25 protein-coding genes are annotated in these 25,235 nt (G+C 36.7%); 10 read left to right on the top strand and 15 right to left on the bottom strand.

The genetic code is table 11. From position 1 onward, the window contains the following. The first annotated feature begins 28 nt into the window (after nucleotides 1-28). Nucleotides 29-1,111 (top strand): PAS domain-containing sensor histidine kinase, encoded by a 1,083-nt coding sequence (locus B3C16_RS10655; RefSeq protein WP_291131495.1) that lies wholly within the window; start codon nucleotides 29-31, stop codon nucleotides 1,109-1,111. A 76-nt stretch (nucleotides 1,112-1,187) separates the two neighbouring features. Here B3C16_RS10655 and B3C16_RS10650 read toward each other — a convergent pair whose 3' ends face one another. The 4 genes from B3C16_RS10650 to B3C16_RS10635 all read right to left on the bottom strand — a co-directional run bounded on the left by B3C16_RS10650 (nucleotide 1,188) and on the right by B3C16_RS10635 (nucleotide 4,428). Continuing rightward, a complete protein-coding gene (locus tag B3C16_RS10650; protein WP_291131493.1) occupies nucleotides 1,188-1,895 on the bottom strand; it encodes an SIMPL domain-containing protein in 708 nt (235 codons plus the stop codon). A gap of 128 nt (nucleotides 1,896-2,023) precedes the next feature. Continuing rightward, nucleotides 2,024-2,956 (bottom strand): hypothetical protein, encoded by a 933-nt coding sequence (locus tag B3C16_RS10645; protein ID WP_291131491.1) that lies wholly within the window; start codon nucleotides 2,954-2,956, stop codon nucleotides 2,024-2,026. 2 nt (nucleotides 2,957-2,958) lie between these two features. Next, nucleotides 2,959-3,459, bottom strand: coding sequence for an RNA polymerase sigma factor (locus B3C16_RS10640; RefSeq protein ID WP_291131489.1), 501 nt, complete (start codon nucleotides 3,457-3,459; stop codon nucleotides 2,959-2,961). A 138-nt stretch (nucleotides 3,460-3,597) separates the two neighbouring features. Next, entirely contained in the window at nucleotides 3,598-4,428 is an 831-nt protein-coding gene (locus tag B3C16_RS10635; RefSeq protein ID WP_291131487.1) for a DUF6929 family protein, read from the bottom strand. Nucleotides 4,429-4,594: 166 nt separating this feature from the next. Here B3C16_RS10635 and B3C16_RS10630 point away from each other — a divergent pair, with 166 nt between their 5' ends. After that, nucleotides 4,595-5,470: a PPK2 family polyphosphate kinase gene (locus B3C16_RS10630; RefSeq protein WP_291131485.1), complete on the top strand. Its 876-nt coding sequence runs from the start codon at nucleotides 4,595-4,597 to the stop codon at nucleotides 5,468-5,470. Nucleotides 5,471-5,519: 49 nt separating this feature from the next. Here B3C16_RS10630 and B3C16_RS10625 read toward each other — a convergent pair whose 3' ends face one another. Continuing rightward, nucleotides 5,520-6,068 carry a hypothetical protein gene (locus B3C16_RS10625; RefSeq protein WP_121313154.1) on the bottom strand — a complete coding sequence of 183 codons (549 nt, stop codon included), beginning with the start codon at nucleotides 6,066-6,068 and terminating at the stop codon, nucleotides 5,520-5,522. Between the two features lie 216 nt (nucleotides 6,069-6,284). On the opposite strand from B3C16_RS10625, the gene B3C16_RS10620 reads away from it, so the two are divergent. After that, entirely contained in the window at nucleotides 6,285-7,658 is a 1,374-nt protein-coding gene (locus B3C16_RS10620; RefSeq protein WP_291131483.1) for an MATE family efflux transporter, read from the top strand. Nucleotides 7,659-7,713: 55 nt separating this feature from the next. Beyond that, nucleotides 7,714-7,941, top strand: a complete 228-nt coding sequence (locus tag B3C16_RS10615; RefSeq protein ID WP_121313156.1) for a hypothetical protein — start codon at nucleotides 7,714-7,716, stop codon at nucleotides 7,939-7,941. A 54-nt stretch (nucleotides 7,942-7,995) separates the two neighbouring features. On the opposite strand, the gene meaB is transcribed toward B3C16_RS10615, so the two are convergent. Beyond that, nucleotides 7,996-9,081, bottom strand: coding sequence for a methylmalonyl Co-A mutase-associated GTPase MeaB (gene meaB / locus B3C16_RS10610; RefSeq protein WP_291131480.1), 1,086 nt, complete (start codon nucleotides 9,079-9,081; stop codon nucleotides 7,996-7,998). Nucleotides 9,082-9,222: 141 nt separating this feature from the next. On the opposite strand from meaB, the gene B3C16_RS10605 reads away from it, so the two are divergent. From B3C16_RS10605 to B3C16_RS10590, 4 genes are all read left to right on the top strand, one after another. After that, complete coding sequence (locus tag B3C16_RS10605) at nucleotides 9,223-10,134, top strand: AEC family transporter (protein WP_121313158.1); 912 nt, start codon at nucleotides 9,223-9,225, stop codon at nucleotides 10,132-10,134. Then, complete coding sequence (locus tag B3C16_RS10600) at nucleotides 10,135-11,352, top strand: MFS transporter (RefSeq protein ID WP_291131477.1); 1,218 nt, start codon at nucleotides 10,135-10,137, stop codon at nucleotides 11,350-11,352. A 74-nt stretch (nucleotides 11,353-11,426) separates the two neighbouring features. Beyond that, nucleotides 11,427-12,830 carry an FAD-binding oxidoreductase gene (locus B3C16_RS10595; protein ID WP_291131475.1) on the top strand — a complete coding sequence of 468 codons (1,404 nt, stop codon included), beginning with the start codon at nucleotides 11,427-11,429 and terminating at the stop codon, nucleotides 12,828-12,830. A 76-nt stretch (nucleotides 12,831-12,906) separates the two neighbouring features. Next, a complete protein-coding gene (locus tag B3C16_RS10590; RefSeq protein WP_291131473.1) occupies nucleotides 12,907-13,380 on the top strand; it encodes an outer membrane beta-barrel protein in 474 nt (157 codons plus the stop codon). Between the two features lie 224 nt (nucleotides 13,381-13,604). On the opposite strand, the gene B3C16_RS10585 is transcribed toward B3C16_RS10590, so the two are convergent. The 8 genes from B3C16_RS10585 to B3C16_RS10550 form a co-directional block, all read right to left on the bottom strand. After that, on the bottom strand, nucleotides 13,605-14,189 hold the full coding sequence (locus tag B3C16_RS10585; RefSeq protein WP_121313163.1) for a hypothetical protein: 585 nt from the start codon (nucleotides 14,187-14,189) through the stop codon (nucleotides 13,605-13,607). An 89-nt stretch (nucleotides 14,190-14,278) separates the two neighbouring features. Continuing rightward, complete coding sequence (locus tag B3C16_RS10580; protein ID WP_291131471.1) at nucleotides 14,279-14,857, bottom strand: hypothetical protein; 579 nt, start codon at nucleotides 14,855-14,857, stop codon at nucleotides 14,279-14,281. Between the two features lie 60 nt (nucleotides 14,858-14,917). After that, nucleotides 14,918-15,592: a hypothetical protein gene (locus tag B3C16_RS10575; protein WP_291131469.1), complete on the bottom strand. Its 675-nt coding sequence runs from the start codon at nucleotides 15,590-15,592 to the stop codon at nucleotides 14,918-14,920. 380 nt (nucleotides 15,593-15,972) lie between these two features. Continuing rightward, the gene (locus tag B3C16_RS10570) at nucleotides 15,973-16,536 is read right to left on the bottom strand and encodes a helix-turn-helix domain-containing protein (protein WP_121313166.1); all 564 of its coding nucleotides are present in this window, start codon (nucleotides 16,534-16,536) and stop codon (nucleotides 15,973-15,975) included. Nucleotides 16,537-16,755: 219 nt separating this feature from the next. Continuing rightward, nucleotides 16,756-20,103 carry a preprotein translocase subunit SecA gene (gene secA / locus B3C16_RS10565; RefSeq protein ID WP_291131466.1) on the bottom strand — a complete coding sequence of 1,116 codons (3,348 nt, stop codon included), beginning with the start codon at nucleotides 20,101-20,103 and terminating at the stop codon, nucleotides 16,756-16,758. Between the two features lie 104 nt (nucleotides 20,104-20,207). After that, a complete protein-coding gene (locus B3C16_RS10560) occupies nucleotides 20,208-20,429 on the bottom strand; it encodes a DUF2795 domain-containing protein (protein WP_002986941.1) in 222 nt (73 codons plus the stop codon). Between the two features lie 185 nt (nucleotides 20,430-20,614). Beyond that, on the bottom strand, nucleotides 20,615-21,184 hold the full coding sequence (locus B3C16_RS10555) for a cob(I)yrinic acid a,c-diamide adenosyltransferase (protein WP_121313168.1): 570 nt from the start codon (nucleotides 21,182-21,184) through the stop codon (nucleotides 20,615-20,617). A 211-nt stretch (nucleotides 21,185-21,395) separates the two neighbouring features. Beyond that, the gene (locus B3C16_RS10550; protein WP_121313169.1) at nucleotides 21,396-22,094 is read right to left on the bottom strand and encodes an ABC transporter ATP-binding protein; all 699 of its coding nucleotides are present in this window, start codon (nucleotides 22,092-22,094) and stop codon (nucleotides 21,396-21,398) included. Nucleotides 22,095-22,260: 166 nt separating this feature from the next. On the opposite strand from B3C16_RS10550, the gene B3C16_RS10545 reads away from it, so the two are divergent. Further along, complete coding sequence (locus B3C16_RS10545) at nucleotides 22,261-22,932, top strand: hypothetical protein (RefSeq protein ID WP_291131461.1); 672 nt, start codon at nucleotides 22,261-22,263, stop codon at nucleotides 22,930-22,932. A gap of 137 nt (nucleotides 22,933-23,069) precedes the next feature. Beyond that, entirely contained in the window at nucleotides 23,070-24,416 is a 1,347-nt protein-coding gene (locus B3C16_RS10540) for a T9SS type A sorting domain-containing protein (protein WP_291131568.1), read from the top strand. Nucleotides 24,417-24,418: 2 nt separating this feature from the next. On the opposite strand, the gene B3C16_RS10535 is transcribed toward B3C16_RS10540, so the two are convergent. Beyond that, nucleotides 24,419-25,231, bottom strand: coding sequence for a class I SAM-dependent methyltransferase (locus B3C16_RS10535; RefSeq protein WP_291131460.1), 813 nt, complete (start codon nucleotides 25,229-25,231; stop codon nucleotides 24,419-24,421). Between the last annotated feature and the right edge of the window lie 4 nt (nucleotides 25,232-25,235).

The raw sequence follows: 25,235 nt of genomic DNA, 5'->3' as shown, positions 1-25,235 counted from the left end.
GTTACTTTATTCTAATCAAATGTTTTTTATGAAGAAAGAGAAGAAGAGTGAGTTGCAAATTTCCAGATTTGAGCTTCATAAGGTAGCTGATTTTTTGCCTTATCCGTTTATTATAGCTGAAGTTATCGATGGTGTTCATCTGAATACCTTTTTGAATGAAAAATTTTTAGAGGAAATAGGATATACTTTGGGAGAAATTCCAACCATAGAAACATGGTATGAACATGCTTATCCGGATGATATTTACCGAGAAAAGGTCATAAGTGCTTGGGATCAAGAAGAGGTTAATTCGAAACAAGAAGGAAAGGTTTTTGTAAAGATGAAATCACAAGTTACTTGTAAGAACGGCCTAAAAAAGTGGTATGAAATCAAAGCCTCAGTCGTAGATAAATTACATGTAGTGGCTTTTGTTGATATTGATAAAGAAATCGCTTTACAAGAAGAATTAAAAAGTATCAATAGCAATAATGACCGAATGTTATCGGTACTAGGGCATGATTTGAGAGCTCCATTACACAATTTGACCACAATCTCTTCAATGGCTTTGGAAGATAATATGTCTCAAGAAGATTTCGCGCCATTTATTGAGAAGATCAACAAACAGTCTACAGAAGTTTTAGATATGTTGGAAACCACTTTAAATTGGTCGAGATCTAATTTTAATACCATCAAGGTCAATAAAGTTGGTTTAGATATGAAGTCTATCATTCAATCCATTTTGAGCATTTATAAAAGTGATTGCAAAACAAAAAATATCACTGTAAATTTAGCACTAGATTCTGAAGGTAATTTGTTTTCCGATATGGAAATTGTGACCATTATTGCCAGAAGCATGATTACCAATGCGATTAAGTTTACACCAATAAATGGAGAGATTACTATTCATTTTAACGACAATGTTTTAACTGTTTCCGATAACGGAATCGGTATGTCGGATGAGATGATTAGTACTATTTTAAATAACAATTACAGGTCTACAAGAGGCACGAATAACGAAATAGGAATGGGAATGGGCATGCAATTGGCGCAGAATTTAGCGGATAAAATTGAAGCCAGGATTACTATTCAAAGTCAACTTCAAAAAGGAACAACCATCAGTTTGATTTTTTAATTTCATGATACAAACAAAACCCGTCAAATTCTAAGAACTTGGCGGGTTTTCACATTAACAAATTACCACAATTTAATTATTCCAAAGCGAAACGAACACCTATTTCGCTTGAGATTTTTATTTTTTCAAATTCAATATTTTCATTGTAATCCTGACTTTTTGTTTTATAGGCAACTTCTTGTAAAGCAGCACCACGAATTCTGATTTGATCTCCGCTACCTCTGTAAGCAATATTTTTAGTCTGATTGATAAATAAGGCTTTGCCTATGTTTTGCCCCAATGGTTTGGTAAAACTCAACGCATTGGCCTTAGCATTTTCCATCGCTTTACTATTGATAACTAGTTGGATTTTCTTTTCTTCACTATGTTCCAGCTTATCAATTGATATATTAGAAATCCCAACTTCTTCTAAACCAATAAAAACTTTTGCTGTTGTTTTAGCATCGTAAACTAGAACAGAATAAGATTTTGCTTTTTGAATATCAGTTTGTTTCAAGAAGTATTTTTTGTAATTACTCATCATGTCTTGCATAGTGACATTTTTTTCAGTGTCAATGCCTAATGATTTCAATTTGGTCAGCATTTCATTTTCTAAGTCTTCAACCGATTTTTTACCCTTAGTATCTTTTTCAGAAATCAAAACATCAATGTAAATTCGGTTAGGTGTGACCAAAGTATCGGCTTTGCCTTGTACTTCAAGATAAGGTTTGTCAATAAAATTCTTCTCTTGGCTGAAAGCAGTAATTGAAGTAAAAATGGCGATTAGTACAAAGATTTTTTTCATGTTGAGTATAGGTATTTATGATTACTATATTTAGTAAACGAATTATTTTTAAAAATAGTATATGATTAAAATAAAACCCGCATGAAAAAAATGGTGGGTTTTTACTTCTGACAAACCCAACTTCGAAATTATTTTTTGCTCTTTTCTATAATGTTTAAAAGGCTCCTATTTGTTTTTTTTTCAGCCGGTTTTCCGTTTTTAGTCGAGATAATTACGACGCCTTTTTTGCCTTTTTCACCATAAATGGAAGTCGCTTTTTCATCCTGCAGTATGGAAATAGAATCGATTTCTTGTTCGTTTAAAGGTGTATAAGGACTGGTTGGGTTGGGCCCAAATAATTGTTGTTCGGTATATTCAATACCATTGATAATATAGAGAGGATCGGGAAGTACGATGATGGATTCAATTTCATCCATTTCTACTTCTTTCACTGTTTGTTTATTGGTTACTTTGTCATCAAAAACCAGTAAAGGTTTTTCTTTTTTGGCATTCGAGACTTTATTTTCTTTGTTGATAAAGAGTTCTACATCTTGCGATTTTGCTTTTCTATCTTCTCGTTTTTCTGCAACGATATAACCTTGGTTCGTTTGAGGAAGAGGATTAAGATAGTCTTTGTTGAGCTCTTTGTCAGCTACAGGAGTTATATTTTTATCTTCTTCAATCTGAATGTTTTCTTGAACAGCTACCTGACTTGAGGTAACAATTTGTTTTTTCAAAATGAAATCAGCGTCTTTTTTAATATCCGGATGAACCGTTTCAGTCGTAACAATAGCGTCATTATTTGGCGTACTTAGTTTTGGAATACTGTCTTTTTGGACAATAACCTCATTAGTCTTCATATTCGGCTGGTCATTTTTCAAAAATTGGTAACCCAATGTAGCAACCAATAGAACTGACGCAGCCACCGCAATTTTTTTCCAAAGGTTATTGGCTTTTGTCAATTCTTTTTTGTCGAGTTTTTCTTCAACTCTGTTCCAGACTTTCTCCATAGAAGCAAAATCGGGCGATTCAGCGTTGTCGGCTGCCTTTTTAAATTGATTAAAAATATCTTGATTTTCCATGATTACTTTGCTTTTTGATAATAAAGATTATTGACTAAATCTTTTAACTTGGTCTTCGCAACATTCAACTGTGATTTCGATGTGCCTTCGGAAATATGAAGCATAGCCGCTATTTCTTTGTGACCGTAGCCTTCAATAACAAAAAGGTTAAAGATGGTTTTACAACCTTCCGGAATCAAATTGAGTAAGTTGAGCAAATCTTCTTCTTCTAAAGGCGTTTCTTGTGGACTTTGAGGCTGAATGCTAAACGATGTTTCCTCTAAATACAAATTGAAATTTACATTGCGTTTCAATTGTAACAAACATTGGTTTACGGTTATTTTTCGAGCCCAAGCTTCAAAAGCGCCAACTTCTTTCAACTGATCCAGTTTGGTGAAAATCGTATAAAAAGCATCGGCCAATACTTCTTCTATTTCTTCTTCCTTTTTTAAATAGCGTTTGCACGTTCGGTATAGCTTGGGTGACAAGTATTCGTATACTTGCCGCTGCGCATCACGGTGCATTTTTTTACAGGCTGATATTTGCGTTTCGGTGATCACTATGGATGTCTTTATAAGTAAAGAGGACTATTTGTTTAAAAAGGTTGGGATGAGGTGAAAAAAAAGTTGGCAGTGTTCAGTATTCAGTATTCAGTATTCAGTTTATTTTGTTTTATCGAGAACTAATTTATAAATATTTGATTCCAAAATTTCCGAATCAGTGTCTTCACAGAGTAAAAATTCGATTTCTTTTTCGGATTGTTTGTATAAAGTCAGGCCTTCAAATTTATTCGTATTCGAAATTTCTTGGGTGAATTCTACTTTTAAAGTTTTGGCATCCATACGTCCGATGATGCTTCCTAAAACTTCACCGTCGAGATAGGTTGAAGCGGTATCTTCGGCGGAAGCCAGGAAATAGATTTTATCTTCTACTAAAATGGCATCGGTGAATGTAGCTGTTATGTTTTTGATTGTAGGCAAATCGATTGAAACATATTCGAATTGTTGATTTTGTGGAGTGTCTTTGCTGAAAATTACGGCATTTTTTCCTTTAAGACCATTACCACGTTGGAAGAAATAGATCTGGTTATTGTCCATGATTAAACCTTCAATATTCAATTCATCGTCTGAGATAGCGAATTCTTGTTTGATTTTTTGGTAAATGACACCAATGTTGTTTTTTTGAATTTTACCGGTTGGAATCGCATAATTGAAAATCATATTTCGGTTTTCCGTCGAGCCGGAACCCAAAAGCACTAAGTCGGTTCCTTTTAAAGCGATGGCTTCAAAATCGGGTTTGTCTTTTTTGACGATGTTATCTTGAGCATTTTCTACCAGAGCTATTTTGTTGAGGTTTTCTGTTGGAATACTGTATTCATAAAGAAAAGTACTGTTGTCTGAAATAATGTAAATTTTGTCCTCGTGGTAAACTAATCCTGATGCAGAACCAATTCCGATGATTTTAAATAGTAGCGAAAGTTGAAATTTTTCCATAAGTTAGCAATTGTTTTAGCCCCGATGGAAGCGACATCCTTTTTGTTTTGTGCCTTGAAGCACTTCGACTCCCGAAGCCTCGGGACAGAGTGACATGTTGAGGCGCAAAACAAAAAGATACAGCGGACAGCGGGAATCAGCTCCTACAAATATAAACATTGACACTATGAAAAACATCAATCCTGAAGATTTTAGAGTAAAAGGCAAAATCGATTTGTCAAAATTACCGACCAGACTTGACATTGATACTGATAAGGATGAGGAGGCCTTGGCTTTGGATAAGGTCCAAGTGAAGTTGAGCAAGCGACAAGATGCGATGTATGCGCACAATCGGCATGCGTTTTTGATTTGTTTGCAAGGCATGGATACGAGTGGGAAAGACAGTTTAATTCGCGAAGTTTTTAAGGAATTCAATCCGCGAGGCGTAGTGATTCACAGTTTTAAAACACCGAATTCAACTGAGTTGGAGCACGATTATTTGTGGCGTCATTATTTGGCTTTGCCCGAAAAAGGGAAGTTTGCTGTATTCAATCGAACGCATTATGAAAATGTTTTGGTGACACGAGTGCATCCGGAATATATTTTATTCGAAAATTTACCCGGAATTGAAAAAGTGGAAGACATTACGTCACAGTTTTGGGAAAACCGTATGGAACAAATCAATGATTTTGAAAAGCACTTAGCGCAAAACGGGACAACAATTTTAAAGTTTTATTTCCACATGAGCAAAGAGGAGCAAAGAGAACGTTTACTCAAGCGCTTGGAAAATGCAGAAGACAATTGGAAATTTTCGACCGGTGATTTGAAAGAACGCGAGCGTTGGGATGATTATATGAAATATTACGAAGAAGCGATTAATAACACCAACAAAAACCATGCGCCGTGGTATGTAATTCCGGCTGATGACAAAGGCGTGGCGCGTTATATAGTGGCGCAAACGATTTGGGAAGCTTTAGAAAAACTGACGGATATTACGGAACCCGAATTGGATCCAAAAGTAAAAGCCAATATTGAGGTTTACCGCAATCAATTAAAAGCATAAAAAAAGGCGCTGAATTTCAGCACCTTTTTTGTTTAACAGAATGTTTAGTTTACAGTTCGAAACCGTAAGCCAAACGAACACCTAATTGACCAATACCTTTGCCAACAGTTCCGTTGTCATTCATTTTTGGGAAATCTGTGTAATGTTCGTAACGCAAACTAATATCCACATATTTTGTAGCATATCCGATACTTGGAGCCACTAAGAATGAAGTTTTGTCATAATCATTGGTCACAGCAATAGCTGCTCCAACTTCACCCATGATGTAGAATTGGTCATTCCAAATAAACGCTTTAAAACCTGCTTTTACCGGGATAAATCCTAAATCGTTGTCGTCTCCGCTAACAAAAAGGTTAGAAAAACCGGTTGTAAGCGTTAAAGAGTTTCTTTTTGATAAATCATATTGTAATCTGGCATCTACTCCAAGCGCCAATTCATAAGGGTCTTGAAAAACATAGCCACCGCTGATTCCGATACCTAATTTAAATTTTTGATCATAGTTTTCTGTAGGCGTAGTTTCTTGGGCGATAGTTTTAGTAGCTGAACCTAAAGTTATTGCTAAAACCAAAAGCATTTTAATCGTAGTTGAAATTTTCATAAATAGTATAATTTTTATTTTTTGTCTTGTTTTAAAACCATAGTCGGTATTAATTTGACGGTGCAAAAGTATTGGGATTACCAACCGACTTTGTTACACATTTATTATTGTTTGTTATATAATTCTTTATGCTCATACAGGATTATCTGTATTAATTAAAAGTTTGTTGCTTTATTTCAGTTAACCTAAGTACTTTTGCAGTCAAATTTTTGCAAAGTGAATTTAGCACAATACACCAAAGAGTTCCGATACAATCTCCAACTGGCTTATCCCGTAATTTTGGGTATGATTGGTCATACCTTAGTGGGTATCGTTGATAATATTATGGTTGGAAAAATTGGTCCGACCGAATTGGCAGCTGTTTCTCTAGGGAACAGTTTTGTTTTTATTGCGATGTCACTTGGCATTGGTTTTTCAACCGCCATTACGCCATTGGTTGCCGAAGCGCATGGAAAAGAAAATCGAGAAGAAGGGCGATTGGCTTTTCATCATGGTTTGTATTTGTGTACAATTTTAGGATTGTTTCTTTTTGGCGTTATCTTTTTTTCGAAACCACTTTTGTCTTATATGGGACAGCCTGAAGCCGTGGTTCAATTGGCTAAGCCTTATTTGGATATCGTTGGATTTTCGTTAGTTCCGTTGATTATCTTTCAGGCTTATAAGCAGTTTGCCGACGGAATGAGTCAAACCAAGTATTCGATGTGGGCAACCATCATAGGTAACGTGGTTAATATAATTATCAATTATTTATTGATCTACGGTATTTGGTTTTTTCCAAAGTTAGGAATCATTGGTGCGGCTATTGGTACGATTGCTTCCCGAATTATCATGTTGCTTTTTATGCATTATATCATGAAAAGCAAAGCCAAGTTTCACTATTATTTTGAAGGTTTTACAGTAAAGGAAATCAAAAGAGAAATCAATATTAAAATCATCAGAATAGGATTTCCTTCTTCGATGCAGATGTTTTTTGAAGTCGCTTTATTCACCGGAGCCATCTGGTTGTGCGGAATGATTGGAACAACCAGTCAAGCTGCAAATCAAATCGCGTTGAGTTTGGCTTCATTAACCTTTATGTTTGCTATGGGATTGAGTGTTACCGGAATGATTAGAGTCGGAAACCAAAAAGGCAAACAAGATTACGTGATGTTGCGTAGCGTCGGATTGTCGATTTTTCTTTTGACCGTTTTGTTGGAAATTGTTTTTGCCTTACTTTTTATATTGTTGCACAACGTTTTGCCTTATATTTTTGTCAATATGGATGAGGCAAAGACTTTATTAGAAAATCAAGAAGTAATTACGATTTCAGCGCAATTGCTTATAGTAGCGGCATTTTTCCAAATATCAGACGGAATCCAAGTCGTAGTTCTTGGCGCGTTACGCGGTTTGCAAGATGTAAAGATTCCGATGTATATTACTTTTGTAGCTTACTGGATTATTGGTTTTCCGGTTTCAATCTATCTAGGATTGTATACGGATATGAAAGCCGTTGGCGTTTGGATAGGATTATTAGCCGGATTAACAGCCGCCGCCATATTTTTGTATATTCGCTTTAATTTTTTAACCAAGAAGTTATTGAAACAAAACTAGCTCCGCTCAGTTCGCCTAAGGCTCGTGTCATAACTCATAATTTATAACTCAAAAAATGGAATTACCAAAATTCGTACTCGCAGATAACTCCAATTACCCGGATGATATTTTTGTCATTCACCTTGATTTTCCACGATTTATCATCAATCTAAAAGACGATGAAGTAGAATTTATGGAAGATTTAGAAGGAGAAGATGAAACTGAGCTAGAAGCAGAAATGGAGCATTTAATTACGCTCGCCGGAGAGTTTTACGACAAAGAAATGGAAGCTTACGAGGAGTAGTTGTCAGTGCTCAGTGTTCAGTGCTCAGTAAAAAACTGCGACTGTGACTGCAACTTATTTAAAATACTTCTCCAACAAATTCATAGCTGCTGCAAATGGTGACAATTCATCGTTTTGCACGGCTTTTTTGTTTTGTTCCAATAAAGCAATGATTTCAGGATGATGGTAGAAGTTGTTTTTCAACTGCTCGTTGATGGTTTCCATCATCCAATATTGGTTTTGGTCTTTGCGTTTTTCTTCAAAATAATGATTGCTTTTGACCAATTCTAAATAGTTGGAAATCGTTTGCCAAACATCATCAATACCGGTTTTTTCATAAGCACTGCATGTCGAGACTGTTGGAATCCAACCCGAACTTTTCGCCGGAAATAAATGCAAAGCACGGTTGAATTCGGTTTTCGCTAATTTGGCTTTAGCGACATTATCACCATCGGCTTTGTTGATGACTATCGCATCCGCCATTTCCATGATTCCGCGTTTGATGCCTTGTAATTCATCGCCGGCGCCGGAAATTTTCAACAGCAAAAAGAAATCGACCATACTGTGAACAGCCGTTTCGCTTTGACCTACGCCAACGGTTTCAATGACAATCGTATCAAATCCCGCCGCTTCGCAAAGGATAATCGTTTCACGCGTTTTCCGAGCCACACCGCCAAGGGTTTCACCCGAAGCACTCGGTCGAATGTAAGCATTTTTGTCTTTGACCAATTCTTCCATACGGGTTTTGTCGCCCAAAATACTGCCATGCGAAATCGTACTACTTGGATCAACTGCCAAGACAGCGACTTTTTTGCCTAAAGATGTCAAGTGTTTACCAAAGGCTTCTATAAACGTACTTTTTCCAACACCGGGAACACCCGTAATCCCTATTCTGACCGATTTATTGGCGTGTGGCAAACAAGCCTTAATGATGTCGTTGGCTTTCGCCAAATGAGTAACATTCGTACTTTCCACCAAAGTAATCGCCCGACTTAGCGCCGAAATATCGCCCGATAATATTCCTTTGACTAATTCCTCTGAACTAGGCTGGATTTTGCGACTGCTTATTACTTTGTCCAACGAAGATTGGCTGAAACTTTCCGGTTGCGGAATACCGTCTTTCTCGTGTAACGCACTTTTTTTATGGGATTGGTCTTTCAAAGGAAAATCGTTTGTGTAAATTTAGTGAAATAATATTTGCGCAAAAATGGAAAGACACCATTTTTTAAGAAACCTTTAGTGTTCAATTTTCGGCTGTTTGTTTTTTTTGCCGTTCCTTTGCAAAATAATTTTACACTTCGAATGGATAACATTCTACTAGTTTTTCTTTGTTTGATTATGGGATTGGGCATGCAAAGAATCGCAGCTTTCCCTAAAAACGGACACTTAGCCCTAAACCAATTCGTAATCTATATCGCTTTGCCGGCTTTGGCATTGTATTATATTCCAAAAGTTCGCATTTCAACAGATTTGCTTTATCCTTTAGGCGTTGCTTGGATTGGTTTTTTATTGTCATTCGTTTTTTTCTATTTTATCGGAAAAAAAATGGGTTGGCCTAATCGATTGATAGGCTGTTTGATTATTACCGCAGGTTTAGGCAATACGTCTTTTGTTGGTTTTCCTATCATTCAAGCCCTTTACGGAGACGAAGGTTTAAAAACCGCGATTATTGTTGACCAAACCGGTTCGTTTGTCGTGATGACCACACTCGGAATCATCACTGCCGGAATTTTTGCCAAAGGCGATCCTAACCGAAGTGAAATCGTCAAGAAGATATTGCTTTTTCCTCCATTCATAGCCTTTGTTTTGGCTTGTGTAATGAACTTGCTCCAACTTGATTTTATCGACCAATTCCAAACGGTGTTTCTAAAACTCGGTGCGACAGTTACTCCGGTGGCTTTGATTGCCGTTGGTTTGCAATTAAAAATTGAAAGAGATAGTCAGCACTGGAAATTCTTAAGATTAGGATTGTTATTCAAATTAATCATTACACCGGCAGTTTTCGTTTTGTTATACAAAGTTATTTTGGGCGGAGATGGATTAGTGGTTGATGTTTCCATCATGGAATCGGCGATGGCGCCAATGATTACGGGAGCGATTTTGGCTTCCAATTACGGATTAAAACCTAAATTAAGCAGTATGATGGTCGGCATCGGAATTCCGTTGTCGTTTATATCTTTGGCTTTTTGGTATTTCATTTTAACGACTTTTTAAATGGACACGATTGTAAATGTTTCGTCGAAAAATAAAGATTTAGCCCAAAAAACGGTTTACTCGATTCTTTTTTCTATCAGTTTTGCGCATTTGCTCAACGATTTAATCCAAGCGATTATTCCGTCGGTTTATCCTATTCTAAAGCAGAATTATAATTTGTCCTTTTCACAAATCGGTTTGATTACGTTTGCGTTCCAGTTGACCGCTTCGATATTTCAACCTTTCGTAGGTTATTATACCGACAAACATCCAAAACCTTTTTCTCAGATTTATGGCATGTTGTTTTCCTTGGCGGGAATCATTTCGATTTCGTTTGCCGATAATTTCTATTGGATATTACTGTCGGTAATGCTAATCGGAACCGGTTCGTCTATTTTTCATCCGGAATCAGCGCGAATTTCTAATTTGGCTTCGGGCGGAAGACGTGGTTTGGCCCAGTCTATTTTTCAAGTTGGCGGTAATTTCGGAACGGCACTTGGTCCTTTGTTAGTAGCTTTAATCGTGGTGCCCAATTCTCAAGTCTACATTCTTTGGTTTATCATTGCGGCGACAATCGGTTTGGGAATTCTAAGTAAGATTGCTTTTTGGTACCGTGACCATTTGATCAATCGCCAACCTAAAAAAGTCGTGTTTGCTGATTTTCAACGTTTGTCCAAAAGCAAAGTGAAATGGGCGATTGCAATCTTGTTAATTGTTATTTTTTCCAAATTTTTCTACTCCGCGAGTTTGTCAACCTATTATACTTTTTATGTGATGGACAAATTCAATCTTTCCATCAAAGAAGCACAATTTCACATGTTTATTTACTTGTTTGCTTATGCGGCCGGAACCATTATGGGCGGACCTTTAGGCGATAAAATCGGACGCAAATATGTGATTTGGTTGTCAGTTTTTGGTGCGGCGCCTTTTGCTTTATTATTGCCTTATGTCAATTTGTTTTGGACCGATGTTTTAATGATTATCATCGGAATCATCATTTCTTCCGCTTTCCCGGCAATACTGGTTTATGCCCAAGAATTATTGCCTAGAAAACTCGGCATGGTCTCAGGATTGTTTTATGGTTTTGCTTTTGGAATGGGCGCTTTGGGTTCGGCTTTACTAGGCACTTTAGCCGATTATACTTCGATTCAATATGTGTATCACGTTTGTTCTTTTCTACCGCTAATTGGAATTATCTGTTATTATCTTCCCAATTTGAAAAACAAAAATGCCCAATAAATTCTCTGTGAATCTCAGTACTTCTTTGTGTATCTCTGTGAAATAAATTATATTTACTTCTCAATTTTTACACCATGTCACTTCATCCCGAAATAATTCAAAAACTAACTGCCATAGTTGGCGACACTAATATTTTTACCGACCAAGAAACCCGAAATCATTACGGTCACGACGAAACTGAAGATTATGTTTTTCCGCCAAGTGTTGTGGTAAAACCTGCAAATGCTCAAGAAATTTCAGCCATTTTAAAATTGGCCAACGATTATAAAATTCCAACAACACCTATTGGTGCCCGAACCGGTTTGAGTGGCGGTGCATTGAGCATTTATCAAGGTATCGGTTTGTCAATGGAACGCTTGGATAAAATCATTGAAATTGATGAGCAAAATCTGCAAGTAACCGTTGAACCGGCTGTGATTACCCAAATATTACGCGAAATGGTTTCTGAAAAAGGGTTGTTGTATCCTGTGGATCCGAGCAGCATGGGCAGTTGTTGGATTGGCGGTAACATCGCCGAAAATTCTGGCGGCGCAAGAGCGGTCAAATATGGTGTAACCAAAGATTATGTGCTGAATTTAGAAGTGGTTTTGCCTAATGGAGAAATCATTTGGACAGGTGCCAATACTTTAAAAAATTCTACCGGATATAATTTGACCCAATTGATGGTGGGAAGCGAAGGAACTTTAGGTGTAATCACCAAAGCCGTTTTAAAACTTTTACCTAAAAACAATCACAACGTCTTAATGTTGGTTCCGTTTTTCAAAGCCGATGAAGCTTGTGAAGCCGTTTCCGCCATTTTCCGCGCCGGAATTGTACCGAGTGCTTTGGAGTTCATGGAACGCGATGCGATAGATTGGACTTTGCAATTTGTGGAAGGCATCAGCATACCAATCAAACCGGAACATCAAGCGCATTTGTTAATTGAAGTTGATGGGAATTATCCCGAGGTTTTGATGCAGGAAGCAGAGAAAATTTTGGCTGTAGTAGAACAATTTGAAATCGATGAGGTTTTATTTGCTGATACGGAGGACGAGAAAAATGCCTTGTGGAAAATGCGTCGTTCTGTAGCGGAAGCCGTGAAATCGAATTCGGTTTACAAAGAGGAAGACACCGTTGTCCCAAGATATATGTTACCTGAATTATTGTCAGGAATTAAGAGGATAGGCGTAAAGTATGGTTTTAAATCGGTTTGTTATGGTCATGCCGGCGATGGAAATTTGCACGTCAACATCATTAAAGGCGATATGACCGATGACAATTGGCAAACACAAGTGCCACTTGGCATCAGAGAAATATTTGAATTGACGGTTTCGCTTAAAGGAACCTTATCCGGTGAACACGGCATCGGTTATGTACAAAAAAACTTTATGGACATTGCTTTCACGCGAACCCATTTAGAATTGATGGAAAGTATCAAGCGTGTGTTTGACCCTAATAATATATTGAATCCGGGGAAGATTTTTCCTGATGAGTTATAAAAATAAGGCATTTGCCGTATTTCAATTGGTATAGTGGCTAAGTAGTTTTGCTTCATAACATTAAAAACATATTATGATGAAAAAATTACTTTTTACAGCAGTCTTATTGGCCGGAACTTTTTTTGCGCAAGCTCAGGAAGTAAAATACGGAGTGAAAGCAGGTGTTGATTTTGCGACCGTTAAAGTTAAATTTATGGGAACTTCTGCCTCGGCATCCGAAACCGGTTTTTTCCTCGGAGGATTTGCTAATATTGGATTGTCTGAAAAATTTTCAGTTCAACCTGAATTACTTTATGTGGCGATTTCAGATTCTAACTTCTTTAGTCTTCCGCTATTGGTAAAATATGCTGTTGCTGAAAAAATAGGTTTGTTAGCGGGTCCTAGTTTGAATTATTTTAGTGATTTTGAAGAAGACAAGTTGAAGTTGAATATCGATTTTGGGGCAACCTATGATATTACGGAAGAAATTGATGTAAATGCCAAATACTCTTTAGGGATGGGTGATGTAAGTGTAAGTGGCGTATTTATTGGTGCCGGATACAAGTTTTAATATTTAGTTTAGTTATAATAAAAAAGCCATCAAGTAGTAATATTTGATGGCTTTTGTTATTCTTAATCTCTTTTAGGAGTTTGTTTTTTTACTCTTTTCTCCTCTTTTTTTTCTTTTGCGGTCTTCAGAGGTTCTTTTTTAGCCGCTTTCTGAACGTCTTTTCCTTTTGCCATGGTTATACTTTTTAGGTTGGTATCAAATGTTATAAGTAAAGGTAAAACTATTTATTTAATGCCCAAAGCCCTTTTTACATTTTCATCAAAAAGAGACGAGAAAGAAACTAATTGCTCCTGATTGTCAAAGTTGAAGAACTTCCATTCACCATCAGTAGTTTCATCAAACACCGCTATAAAAGTTGTTATTTTCTTCACATTAAAACTGTTTCTGGTCGGTTCAAATGTGACGTCTTTGGTATGGTTCACTTCTTGTAACCAATTTTTCTTTTCAGTGGCTTGTTCGGAAGTCAATTGGGCTTCAAAAAAGTAACGCTTTGGAATACGGATGGTTATTACGCTGAACGATTTACCGTTAAGTTGTTTTATTGGTCCAAGTTGAAGTGGAACAGTAGGTAACTGGTACCGCAATCGGTATTCTTCATTTTCGTAATGAAGCTCTGTTTTTTCAAGCATGACTTCTTTCCCGATTTGGTTCACCATTGGCAGGTATGACAAATTAACAATGGTTTCAAAATCCATTAAATAATTAGCTTCATAGAGATTTTGTGCTGCCGTTTTTAACTTTTCAGTGCTTTGCGAAAAGCCATTGAAAGCGAAAAGCAGCAATAAACAGGAAAGATATTTAGATTTCATAATTGCGAATCATTTTTTCAAATATAAAAAATCCCCAACAGTTTGAACTATTGAGGATTAAATTATTTAATGGATTAATTTCGTTAGCATTACATGCCCAATGCGGTAACCACTTTATTACTGAATAGTTTGTTTACCAGTACATTTTCTTTATCCTTATTGATAAATTTCCATTGGTTTTTTGTGGCAGCATCAGCAATTCCAATCATGGTGGCTTTTTTCTTTATATAGAAAGAATTGGTTTCTTGATTAAAAGTTACTTTTTCACACTCCATTGCAGCTTTCATCAGGTCGGTCATCATTTCAATTTCTTCGACTTCAATTTTTTCTGTGAGGGTTAATTCCATCTCCAGATTATGATCAATTAAGCAAAAGTTTTGGTCGCCAATTTTTTTTATTTCTCCGTATTCAAAATTAGGCGCCACATTGAGTAGCTTAATTTTCATTTGTTCATTCCCATTGAAAGTTTCAATTAGTATTTCTTTCATTTGTTCTTTAGAAACGATTTCGAAAACCTTCGGATAAGTAGAGTCCAAGATGGCATCATAGTCTAAAGTCGCGGTGGCCAAATAGATTTTTTGTGCGCCTTCTTTTAAAGAAGCCAAATCTTGAGCCAATGTTATTTGGGCAAATAATAAGGCAACAATTACGGTTAGTTTTAATTTCATGGTGTATGTTTTTTCAAATATATAAAAATCCCCAAGAGTATGAACTATTGAGGATTGTGTTTAAGATATCTCTTTTGCATTTGTTTTATCATACATCAAATAATCATTATACATGGCCTCGCTTTTGGTTCTCCAAATGGAAAGTCCTAAAGTAGTATAACGCTTCAACTTAGTATAAATTTCATTGCCTAACAGTATGCGATCATTATTGCAGTTTTTTCTATTGGCTTGTGCTACTTTTTGATTGAGCAATACGTCAAAATACTCATTGTTTAAGGCGGTAATGGTATTGAGTTGATCCAAAGTTAGTCCGTGAACAGACAGTTCGGACATGTGTAATAATCCTCTTTCAACAACTAGTTTGGCGGTCAAATGCAAGTCGGCTTCTTTTTGCAATGCTAATTTATGAGTGCCAAAAGCTTTATATATGGCGCTTCCTTTTTTGAACTTTAGTCCTACTATAGTCATCACCTTTTTTATGGCTTCTATAACTGCATCGGCTTTAGCTTTTTTTGCCAACGTAATTTCAGTTTGTATCGCTTTGACCTCAATATCAGTTTCCCAGTCCGAAAAGGTTTCAATCTGTTGCTCAAGCATTTCAAATTCACTTTCGGTTATACCGTATTGTGCAAAATGAACAGCATCTCTTCTCATAAAGCGCAACTTTTCTTTACTCTTTGTCACCAGTTCGGCATCAGTCAGATGATAAGTTCTTATTATGCGTTTGTTTTTCATACCACATTGGTTTTCATAGTTTAATACGAATAAAGTAAAGGTATAAATATAAAAATACATAAGCAAAATACTATAATTTAATTGCGATATTTCAAAAAAAAGAGGCTTAATTGTATTTTACCAAAGCAACAGTTTAAAAAATCACTGCGACACATTAAAAAATAACTGCGACACATTAAAAAAGCACTGCGACACATTAAAAAATCACTGCGACACATTAAAAAAGCACTGCGACACATTAAAATACTTTTTATTAATATGTCGCAGTGATTCATTATTATATCGCAGTATTATATGAATGAAAATGAATTTGCATTATCAAAAAAAATCCCCAACCGTTTGAACCGTTGAGGATTGTTTTAAAACCAAAAGAATGTCTTTTATAATTCTTCGAGCTGAATGCGTTTTTTGTATTGTTTCATTTTTTTAAAATACGTTGGTGTAAGTCCCGTTACTTTTTTAAACTGGTTTGACAAATGGGAAACACTACTATAGTCCATTAAGAAACTTATTTCAGTAAGCGATAATTCATCATATAAAAGCAATTCTTTGACACGCTCTATCTTATTTAAAATGATGTAATTAACAATAGTAGTTCCGGTAACTTCTGAAAAAAGATTGGCAAGATGCGTATAATTGTAGTCTAGTTCTTGGCTCAAATATTCTGAAAAATTGACTTTCGGATGTTCTTCAGCGTAATGGACTAATTCTACAATAACATTTTTGGTTCTTTCGATGAGCAATGATTTTTTGTCATCGATTAATTCCAAACCTTTTTTTAACAATGCTTTGCGAAGCGCTTCTCTATCCTCTGCATGAATGTCTTTTTTGAGAGTTACTTCGCCTAAATCAATCGCGGTGTGCTTTAATTTTAATTTATCTAATTCTTCTTTCACGGCCAATTTGCAACGAAGCGAAACCATGTATTTAATGTGTATTTTCAATGTAAATGTAGTATTGGGTTATAAATAAGGAAGAACTGATTCTTGTAAAGGTACTCTATTTAAGCGCGCAAAGGTAATTTATTTGGCCAGAGTATATTTGTATAATTCTACATCATATTTGTTTATTTCACAGTATTTCAGAAAAACAAAAAATCCCCAACAGTTTTAAACCGTTGAGGATTTGTTTATTAGAAAGTTCAACTGAACACTAAATATTATTTAGTCATTCACCAAAACCCATTCGCCGGTGGCCAACATGCCTTCGGCTTTTTTGTACTTGGTAGTTTCTGTTTTGCCACTCATCACATGTTTAATGGTCACAGTATCGTTACGGTTGATTTTCGGAGTTTCTCTCACGATGGTTTCCGTTACTTGTGGTCGTTGTTGTGCAGCTTGACTGGCTTCGCGATTCGCGCTTTCGCTGCTTTCGATTTCGTCTTTGCTTTCAGTATAATTTTGTTTTTCACGTACTTGTCGCGCTTCCTGAATGTTTTGGTTTTGCTGAGGTAAATCGCCTTTGAACAAGAACGAAATCACTTCTTTATTTACACCATCAAGCATGGCACTAAACAATTTGAATGCTTCCAATTTGTAAATCAGTAACGGATCTTTTTGTTCGTGAACCGCTAATTGTACGGATTGTTTCAATTCGTCCATTTTGCGTAAATGCTTTTTCCAAGCTTCATCCACAATGGCTAGAGTGATATTTTTTTCAAAATCGGCGACCAATTGAACTCCGTTAGAATCAAAAGCTTTTTTCAAATCGGTTACCACATTCAGTGTTTTAATTCCGTCTGAAAAAGGTACAATAATACGCTCAAATTTGTTGCCTTCTTTTTGGTAAACATCAGCAATGATTGGGAAAGCTTCACGAGCACTTCTTTCGGTTTTCTCGGTGTAATAGGCTAAAGCGGCTTTATATACTTTACCCGTAATTTCCACTTCAGATAATTTATCAAATTCGGTTGCCGAAATTGGCGATGTAATCGAGAAGTAACGAATCAATTCAAATTCGAAGTTTTTGAAATCATTTCTGCCTTTGTTTTCGCCTACGATTAATTCGCAAGTATCATACATCATATTGGCGATATCCAGTTTCAAACGCTCTCCGTGCAAAGCATGACGACGACGTTTGTAAACCACTTCACGTTGTGCATTCATCACATCATCATATTCTAACAAACGCTTACGAGTACCAAAGTTATTTTCTTCTACTTTTTTCTGAGCGCGTTCAATCGATTTGGTCATCATGGAATGTTGGATGACTTCACCTTCTTTCAATCCCATTCTGTCCATGATTTTCGCTACTCTGTCGGAACCGAATAAACGCATCAAATTATCTTCCAAAGACACATAAAACTGTGAACTTCCCGGATCTCCTTGACGACCGGCACGACCACGCAACTGACGGTCAACACGACGTGAATCGTGACGTTCCGTACCAATGATGGCCAAACCTCCGGCCGCTTTTACTTCCGGTGTCAACTTGATATCCGTTCCACGTCCGGCCATGTTCGTTGCAATAGTTACAACGCCCGGTTTTCCGGCTTCTTCCACAATTTGTGCTTCTTGTTTGTGTAATTTCGCGTTCAATACGTTGTGAGGAACGTTTCTTATTTTCAACATTCGGCTCAATAATTCCGAAATTTCTACCGATGTGGTACCAATCAAAACCGGTCTTCCCGATTGAGATAACTGGGTTACATCTTCGATAACGGCATTGAATTTTTCACGAACCGAACGGTAAATCAAATCTTCTTTATCCTGACGTGCCATTCCTCTGTTGGTTGGAATTTCGACTACGTCTAATTTGTAAATCTGCCATAACTCACCGGCTTCGGTAACGGCTGTTCCCGTCATACCGGCTAATTTGCTGTACATACGGAAATAATTCTGTAAAGTAATCGTTGCAAAGGTTTGCGTAGCGGCTTCAATCGTTACATTTTCTTTGGCTTCAATGGCTTGGTGCAATCCGTCAGAATAACGACGACCATCCATGATACGACCGGTTTGCTCATCAACAATAAGGATTTTATTGTCCATGATCACGTATTCGGTGTCTTTTTCGAACAAAGTGTATGCTTTCAATAATTGTGTCAGCGTGTGAATTCTTTCTGATTTTACGCCAAAATCTTGGAATAACTTTTCTTTAGCTTCTGCTTCTTGGTCTTTTTCTAAGTTTTGTTTTTCGATGTTGGCAATTTCAGTTCCAATATCCGGTAAAACGAAGAAATCATCAGAAGTATCTTTGGATAAGAATTTGATTCCGTTATCGGTCAATTCAACCTGATTGTTTTTTTCTTCGATTACAAAATACATCGCTTCGTCTACTTCCGGCATTCTGCGGTTGTTGTCTTGCATGTATTCGTTTTCAGTTTTTTGCAAAAGGGCTTTCATACCTTCTTCACTCAAAAACTTGATTAAAGCTTTGTTTTTTGGTAACGAACGATACGCTCTTAACAATTGGAAACCACCTTCTTTAGTATTGCCTTCTTTGATTAAACGTTTGGCTTCAGTTAAGAATCCATTGGCCAATTGACGTTGTAAGCTATAAAGGTTTTCGATTTTTGGTTTCAATTCGTTGAACTCATGGCGATCTCCATCAGGAACCGGACCGGAGATAATCAATGGCGTACGAGCATCATCAATCAATACCGAATCGACCTCGTCGACAATCGCATAATTGTGTTTTCTTTGTACCAAATCTTCCGGCGAATGGGCCATGTTATCACGCAAGTAGTCGAAACCAAATTCGTTATTGGTTCCATAAGTAATATCGGCTTCGTAGGCTTTTCTTCTGGCATCTGAGTTTGGCGAGTGATTGTCAATACAATCTACAGTCAATCCGTGGAATTCAAATAGTGGTGCTTTCCAAGTACTGTCACGTTTCGCCAAATAGTCATTCACCGTTACAAGGTGAACGCCGTTTCCGGTCAAAGCGTTTAAGTAAAGTGGCAATGTTGCTACCAATGTTTTTCCTTCACCCGTTTGCATCTCGGCAATTTTACCTTCGTGTAATACGATACCACCAATCAACTGAACGTCGTAGTGCACCATATCCCAAGTAATTTCTTTTCCGGCAGCATTCCATGAGTTAGCCCAAATGGCTTGGTCACCCTCTAAAGTGATATAAGATTTTGCAGCAGAAAGCTCTCTGTCTTTTGGTGTAGCCGAAACGGTAATAGAAGTGTTTTCTTTGAAACGACGAGCGGTTTCTTTGATTACAGCAAAAGCATCGGGAAGGATGTCACTCAATACTTTTTCTGTGATTTCGTAAGCTTCTTTTTCTAAAGCATCAATAGCAATATAGATATCTTCTCTTTGGTCAATGTCTACGGTGTTTTCTGCTAATGTTTTTTTGGCTTCAATCTCGGCGTCTTGCTTGGCGCGGGCTTGTTTTATTTTTTCTTTAAAATCGGCTGTTTTGGCTCTCAATTCATCGTGAGACAAAGCGGCTAAAACAGGTTCTAAAGCTTTGATTTTATTGACATAAGGTTGCGTTGCTTTGACGTCTTTTTGCGATTTGTCGCCTACAAAAGCCTTAATAATGCTATTAATGAAACTCATAATGGGTTTGTATTTTTATGTTTTAGTTTTCCTGATGAAGGAGTGCAAATTTAAACAAAAAAAAAGCCCTCAATGGACTTTTTTCTGTTGTGATTGTATATTTTTTAATATTCATCCTCGTTCCAAAGGTAATCTTCGTCTGTTGGATAATCCGGCCAAATCTCTTCCATAGATTCGTAAATTTCACCTTCGTCTTCTATCGATTGTAAATTCTCTACTACTTCTAGTGGAGCTCCTGTTCGTATAGCATAGTCGATAAGTTCATCTTTGGTAGCTGGCCAAGGCGCATCACTTAAATAGGATGCCAATTCTAATGTCCAATACATCTTCTGTCGATTTTAGTTTATGCAAAAATAAATTTTATACTGAAAAAGTCAAGTTTTTTTTGATTTATTTTTTAGTAAGTTTAAGAACGTCTTGTTTTAGTGGTCAGTGGTCTCCCGAAGCTTCGGGATTAGTGGTCAGTTTTTCATAGATAAACGGCTGAATACTGTTTACGGATTACTGAACACTATTTCCTCGGAATCCACTTCACTTCATCCGCTTGAAGGTCAAAGGACAACTTCCGTGCCAAGACAAAAAGGTAGTCAGAAAGTCGGTTCAAGTACTTGATAACTTGTTCGTCGGTAGGTTCTAATTCATGTAAATGTACTGCTAAGCGTTCGGCTCTACGGCAGACACAGCGCGCAATGTGACAATATGACACTGTAGTATGACCGCCAGGCAAGACAAAGTGTGTCATTTGTGGTAAAGCGGTATCCATACTGTCGATTTCATTTTCTAAAAGCGCAATGTCTTCTTCGGAAATGCGGTTAATATTTAGCCGAGGTTGTCCGTTTTTCAAAACTTCTTTTTCAGGTGGTGTGGCTAAAATGGCGCCAACGGTGAAAAGTCGGTCCTGAACTTCAATCAAAACATTTTTATACAATTGATTGATGTCTTGATCACGAATCAAGCCGATGTGAGAGTTAAGTTCGTCAACAGTGCCGTAACTTTCGATACGGATATGGTGTTTTGGGACGCGGGTTCCGCCAAAAAGAGCGGTGGTTCCGGTGTCGCCGGTTTTGGTATAGACTTTCATCTCATTAGATTTTATTTGTTATTGGTATTCGATGTAACTCGCCATTAAGGCTTGTTTCATTTTTATGAGGTGCTAAGGTACTAAGGCGCTAAGGTACTAAGTTTTTGTATTGTTAACAAGAATACAAAAGGATTACTAGCTAGCCTCTCGTCATTCTGACGAGACAGGAACATGGATTGCTGATAAAGCCCTAAACTTTCGCTCCTGACTTTTACAAATGATCAACATTTAGCGTGTCACTTTCGATGATGCCATCGCGCAAACGGATGATTCTATGAGCATATTTAGCAATGTCTTCTTCGTGGGTTACCAAAATTACGGTGTTGCCGTTTTTGTGGATGTCGTTGAATAGATTCATAATTTCGACTGAGGTTTTACTGTCGAGATTTCCTGTTGGTTCATCGGCCAAAATGATGGAAGGTTTGTTGACCAAAGCTCTGGCAATGGCAACACGCTGGCGTTGTCCACCTGAAAGTTGGTTGGGTTGGTGATCCATTCTGTCCGATAGATTTACTTGTGTCAGCACTTCGGTAGCTCGTATGTTTCTTTCAGATTTAGAAAAACCGGCGTAAATCATAGGTAAGGCTACATTGTCTAATGCCGTAGTTCTTGGTAAAAGATTGAAGGTTTGGAATACGAATCCGATTTCTTTGTTACGGATTTCTGCCAAATCATCGTCGTGCATTTGGCTAACATCTTTTCCGTTTAAGATATAAGTTCCTGAAGTTGGGGTGTCTAAACAGCCTAAAAGGTTCATCAATGTAGATTTTCCGGAACCTGATGGTCCCATTAGCGCTACATATTCGCCTTTGTTGATTTGTAAATCGATGCCTTTTAAAACGTAGATGGTTTCGCTTCCTAATTGGAAATCACGTTTGAGGTTCTTTATGTTGATTAAAGGATTTGCCATTGCTTGCTGAAAATTGAATTTGTCAAATAAGTAGTAAATATAAAGATAATGTTACAAACAGCCGCACAATTTTGAATCAAGGAATTATACAACTATTGTAGATAATTGTGTAATGGATTAGAAGGTTATCCTGACTAATTTTACACTAACATTAAAACTTAAAATGATGAAAAACAGAATAATTAGATATGGAGTATTTTTTACTGCATTAGTAAGCTTTGTCTCTTGTAAAAACAATGACTCAGAAAAAGCTGCAGACGAAAGAATAGCGGCTTTAGAAAGCTATGTAGATTCGCTTGAAAATGTAAAAACAGAGGATGCTGAAGCCAATTGGGAACAAATTGCTGCTGATTATGACAGAAGAACAGCAGAATCAAATGAAGCTATAGCAATCTTAGGAGATGATATTAAGCCTAGAAATCAGGCCAGATTAGATTCTATCAATGCTAGGTATTTTGTAATCAGAACTTCTGTGGAAACTGCAAAAGTTCCGGTTAAAGTTAATCCTAATCAAAGACTTAGAGATACTTTCTTTGGTGCCGGTAAATTGGGAGAAGATATGAATTTTGGTTGGGTAAATAAAGACAACATTTTAGATACTTACCAAACTTTCTTTGATGCTTATAAAAACAATAAAGAAAATTTCACCAGAGAAGATTATGATGAAGTAAAATTGATTTATGAAGCACTAGACAGTAGAAAAAATACAGTAGAAAAAGAAGGCTTGTCTTCAGAAGACAACAATAAAATTGCCTCAATCAAATTCAAATTTGCACCCATGTTCAAAATGAACAGAATAGGAGCAAAGGCAAGAGAAAATGAAGAAGCGAAAGAATAATTTTTTTGAATTGGTTTATTAATTCGGAAAAAGGCAATCAGGGATGATTGCCTTTTTTTTTGTTGTAATTTTTTGAATTGTTTACTTTTCGAAATATTTTCTTATTTTTATAGAATAAATCTACTCGTTTCTTGAAGATGAAATATTCTGTTTTATTGTTGCTTTTGATTTGTTTTAAGATAAATGCTCAGTGTTGGAAAACTGTTTCTACAAGTTCCCTTACCACTTTAGCAATAAAAAATGATGGAACCTTATGGGGATGGGGTTACAATTTTAATGGACAATTGGGGGATGGCACTACAACCAATAGAGCCAGTCCTGTCCAAATTGGAAATTCCTCTGATTGGAAAATGGTTTCAGCCGGACAAGTATTTACTTTAGCCATTAAAGATAATGGAACATTATGGGCTTGGGGTTATAATCTTGAAGGTCAATTAGGTGATGGTACTTTTGTTAATAAAATTGTTCCAACTCAAATTGGAACAGCAACAGATTGGAAACAAATATCTACAGCCTACTGGACAGCTATGGCGATAAAAAATAACGGGACATTATGGGGTTGGGGTCAAAATTACATGTATGGGCAATTGGGAGATGGAACAATGATTAATAGAAATGTTCCCACGCAAATAGGAATTGCTACAGATTGGTTAAAAGTTTCTGTTGGTTCTACACATACAATGGCTGTAAAAAACAATCATACTTTATGGGTATGGGGAAATAATGCTTACGGACAGTTTGGTAATGGAAATAATACAAATTCACTTGTGCCAATTCAAAATGGAACGGCTGCAGATTGGGAAGATGTATCTGTCGGTGATTACCATTCAATAGCATTGAAAACTAATGGAACTGTCTATAGTACAGGATCAAATTATGACGGAAGACTTGGCGACGGAACCACAAACTCCAGAAACACCTTGGTCCAGATAGGAAATGATACTACTTGGCAAAGTATAAGCGCCGGTTCATTCAATACTATCTGCATAAAAAATAATGGGACTTTATGGGGTTGTGGTGATAATTACAATGGCTTACTAGGAGATGGCACTACTGATGATAAGCTAATTTTAACACAAATAGGAACTGAGACTAATTGGAAATTCAGCTCTTCCTGTCAATGGCATACAGTAGCCTTAAAAACAGATGATTCTCTTTCAATATGGGGAGATAATCTAGTTGCGATTCCGGATTCATTTTCTCTTTCTCCCATGGGAATTAACTGTACAAATTTATCCGAAGAAGAGTATAGTATTGCCACTTTTTCAATTTATCCTAATCCAACACAATCCGTTTTGAATATTCAGTTTTCAACAGCTACGGAAATCAAAAAGATTTCAATAGTGGATATAACCGGAAAAAAAGTTTTGGAACAAACCGGAAACTTCACACAGATAAATGTTCAGGATTTGGCACAAGGATTATATATCGTATCAGTCTTAACCAATGGTAAGATAATCAACCATAAGTTTGTCAAAAATTAGACTTAGACTCTAATCACAAAATGCTCCTTTTCCTGCTCGATTCGGAAGAAAACAATTCCCCATTGAAAAGTGTCAATTGTTACCGTAACTTTTGGGTGATTTTTTATTGTTTCCCAAGCTTCTTCCATGGCTGCCGACCAATGAATGTCATCGAAAATCCACACCGTTTCGTTGGTAATTGTTGGTAATAGAAGTTCGAAATAGGTTAAAGTAGCTTGTTTGGAATGGTTGCCGTCGAAGTAAATCAATTGATAATTGATAATTGACGATTGATAATTTTTTAGATGGCTTGAAAATTCAATATTTACACATTCAACATTATTGAACATTGTTCCGAAACTTCGGGATTGCAATTGATATTGGTTAAGGGTGTTTTTACAACCTTCCAAAGTGGTAATTTTGGCATTCGGGTTCCCTAATGATAATGCTGAAGTCGCTAATCCTAATGAAGTGCCAATTTCTAAGATACTTTGCTTCTCCGGTTCGTTATCGCTCGTGTCCGGTTGGAAATACTTTGTAATTCTAAACAATAATTCGGCTCTTTTTGGAGAAATTCCAGCGGTTTTGGCAATCTTTGAAATTTGTCTGGTATTGCTTTTAAAAATTCTGGAACCAACGCCAAAATCAGTTACATCAATTGTATTTGTATTTCCTAAAAGCGATTTTCTGTAGCTTTTTAAGATAGAGTATTCAGCGTATTTTTTTTTATCATAAAAACATTTGGTCACCAAGTCAAACACAAACGGTGAATGCACTCCGTGTTCGTTTTTGGAGTTCCAAAGGAATTTTAAATATGACTTAATTAGCTGTAACATTTAT

Origin of the sequence: Flavobacterium sp. UBA7682, assembly GCF_002482945.1 — a bacterium.
Taxonomy (GTDB): Bacteria; Bacteroidota; Bacteroidia; order Flavobacteriales; family Flavobacteriaceae; genus Flavobacterium.
This window is presented reverse-complemented; position numbering and strand designations above follow the sequence as displayed.

Excerpts from the sequence above, each read along its gene's own strand:
- B3C16_RS10585 (WP_121313163.1), bottom strand. The coding sequence starts at position 14,189 with ATGAAATCTAAATATCTTTCCTGTTTATTGCTGCTTTTCGCTTTCAAT.
- B3C16_RS10545 (WP_291131461.1), top strand. The coding sequence starts at position 22,261 with ATGAAAAACAGAATAATTAGATATGGAGTATTTTTTACTGCATTAGTA.
- B3C16_RS10580 (WP_291131471.1), bottom strand. The coding sequence starts at position 14,857 with ATGAAATTAAAACTAACCGTAATTGTTGCCTTATTATTTGCCCAAATA.
- B3C16_RS10640 (WP_291131489.1), bottom strand. The coding sequence starts at position 3,459 with ATGCACCGTGATGCGCAGCGGCAAGTATACGAATACTTGTCACCCAAG.
- secA (WP_291131466.1), bottom strand. The coding sequence starts at position 20,103 with ATGAGTTTCATTAATAGCATTATTAAGGCTTTTGTAGGCGACAAATCG.
- B3C16_RS10550 (WP_121313169.1), bottom strand. The coding sequence starts at position 22,094 with ATGGCAAATCCTTTAATCAACATAAAGAACCTCAAACGTGATTTCCAA.
- B3C16_RS10615 (WP_121313156.1), top strand. The coding sequence starts at position 7,714 with ATGGAATTACCAAAATTCGTACTCGCAGATAACTCCAATTACCCGGAT.
- B3C16_RS10590 (WP_291131473.1), top strand. The coding sequence starts at position 12,907 with ATGAAAAAATTACTTTTTACAGCAGTCTTATTGGCCGGAACTTTTTTT.
- B3C16_RS10595 (WP_291131475.1), top strand. The coding sequence starts at position 11,427 with ATGTCACTTCATCCCGAAATAATTCAAAAACTAACTGCCATAGTTGGC.
- B3C16_RS10645 (WP_291131491.1), bottom strand. The coding sequence starts at position 2,956 with ATGGAAAATCAAGATATTTTTAATCAATTTAAAAAGGCAGCCGACAAC.
- B3C16_RS10635 (WP_291131487.1), bottom strand. The coding sequence starts at position 4,428 with ATGGAAAAATTTCAACTTTCGCTACTATTTAAAATCATCGGAATTGGT.
- B3C16_RS10540 (WP_291131568.1), top strand. The coding sequence starts at position 23,070 with ATGAAATATTCTGTTTTATTGTTGCTTTTGATTTGTTTTAAGATAAAT.
- B3C16_RS10655 (WP_291131495.1), top strand. The coding sequence starts at position 29 with ATGAAGAAAGAGAAGAAGAGTGAGTTGCAAATTTCCAGATTTGAGCTT.
- B3C16_RS10555 (WP_121313168.1), bottom strand. The coding sequence starts at position 21,184 with ATGAAAGTCTATACCAAAACCGGCGACACCGGAACCACCGCTCTTTTT.
- B3C16_RS10605 (WP_121313158.1), top strand. The coding sequence starts at position 9,223 with ATGGATAACATTCTACTAGTTTTTCTTTGTTTGATTATGGGATTGGGC.
- B3C16_RS10625 (WP_121313154.1), bottom strand. The coding sequence starts at position 6,068 with ATGAAAATTTCAACTACGATTAAAATGCTTTTGGTTTTAGCAATAACT.
- B3C16_RS10535 (WP_291131460.1), bottom strand. The coding sequence starts at position 25,231 with ATGTTACAGCTAATTAAGTCATATTTAAAATTCCTTTGGAACTCCAAA.
- B3C16_RS10650 (WP_291131493.1), bottom strand. The coding sequence starts at position 1,895 with ATGAAAAAAATCTTTGTACTAATCGCCATTTTTACTTCAATTACTGCT.
- B3C16_RS10560 (WP_002986941.1), bottom strand. The coding sequence starts at position 20,429 with ATGTATTGGACATTAGAATTGGCATCCTATTTAAGTGATGCGCCTTGG.
- B3C16_RS10575 (WP_291131469.1), bottom strand. The coding sequence starts at position 15,592 with ATGAAAAACAAACGCATAATAAGAACTTATCATCTGACTGATGCCGAA.
- B3C16_RS10630 (WP_291131485.1), top strand. The coding sequence starts at position 4,595 with ATGAAAAACATCAATCCTGAAGATTTTAGAGTAAAAGGCAAAATCGAT.
- B3C16_RS10600 (WP_291131477.1), top strand. The coding sequence starts at position 10,135 with ATGGACACGATTGTAAATGTTTCGTCGAAAAATAAAGATTTAGCCCAA.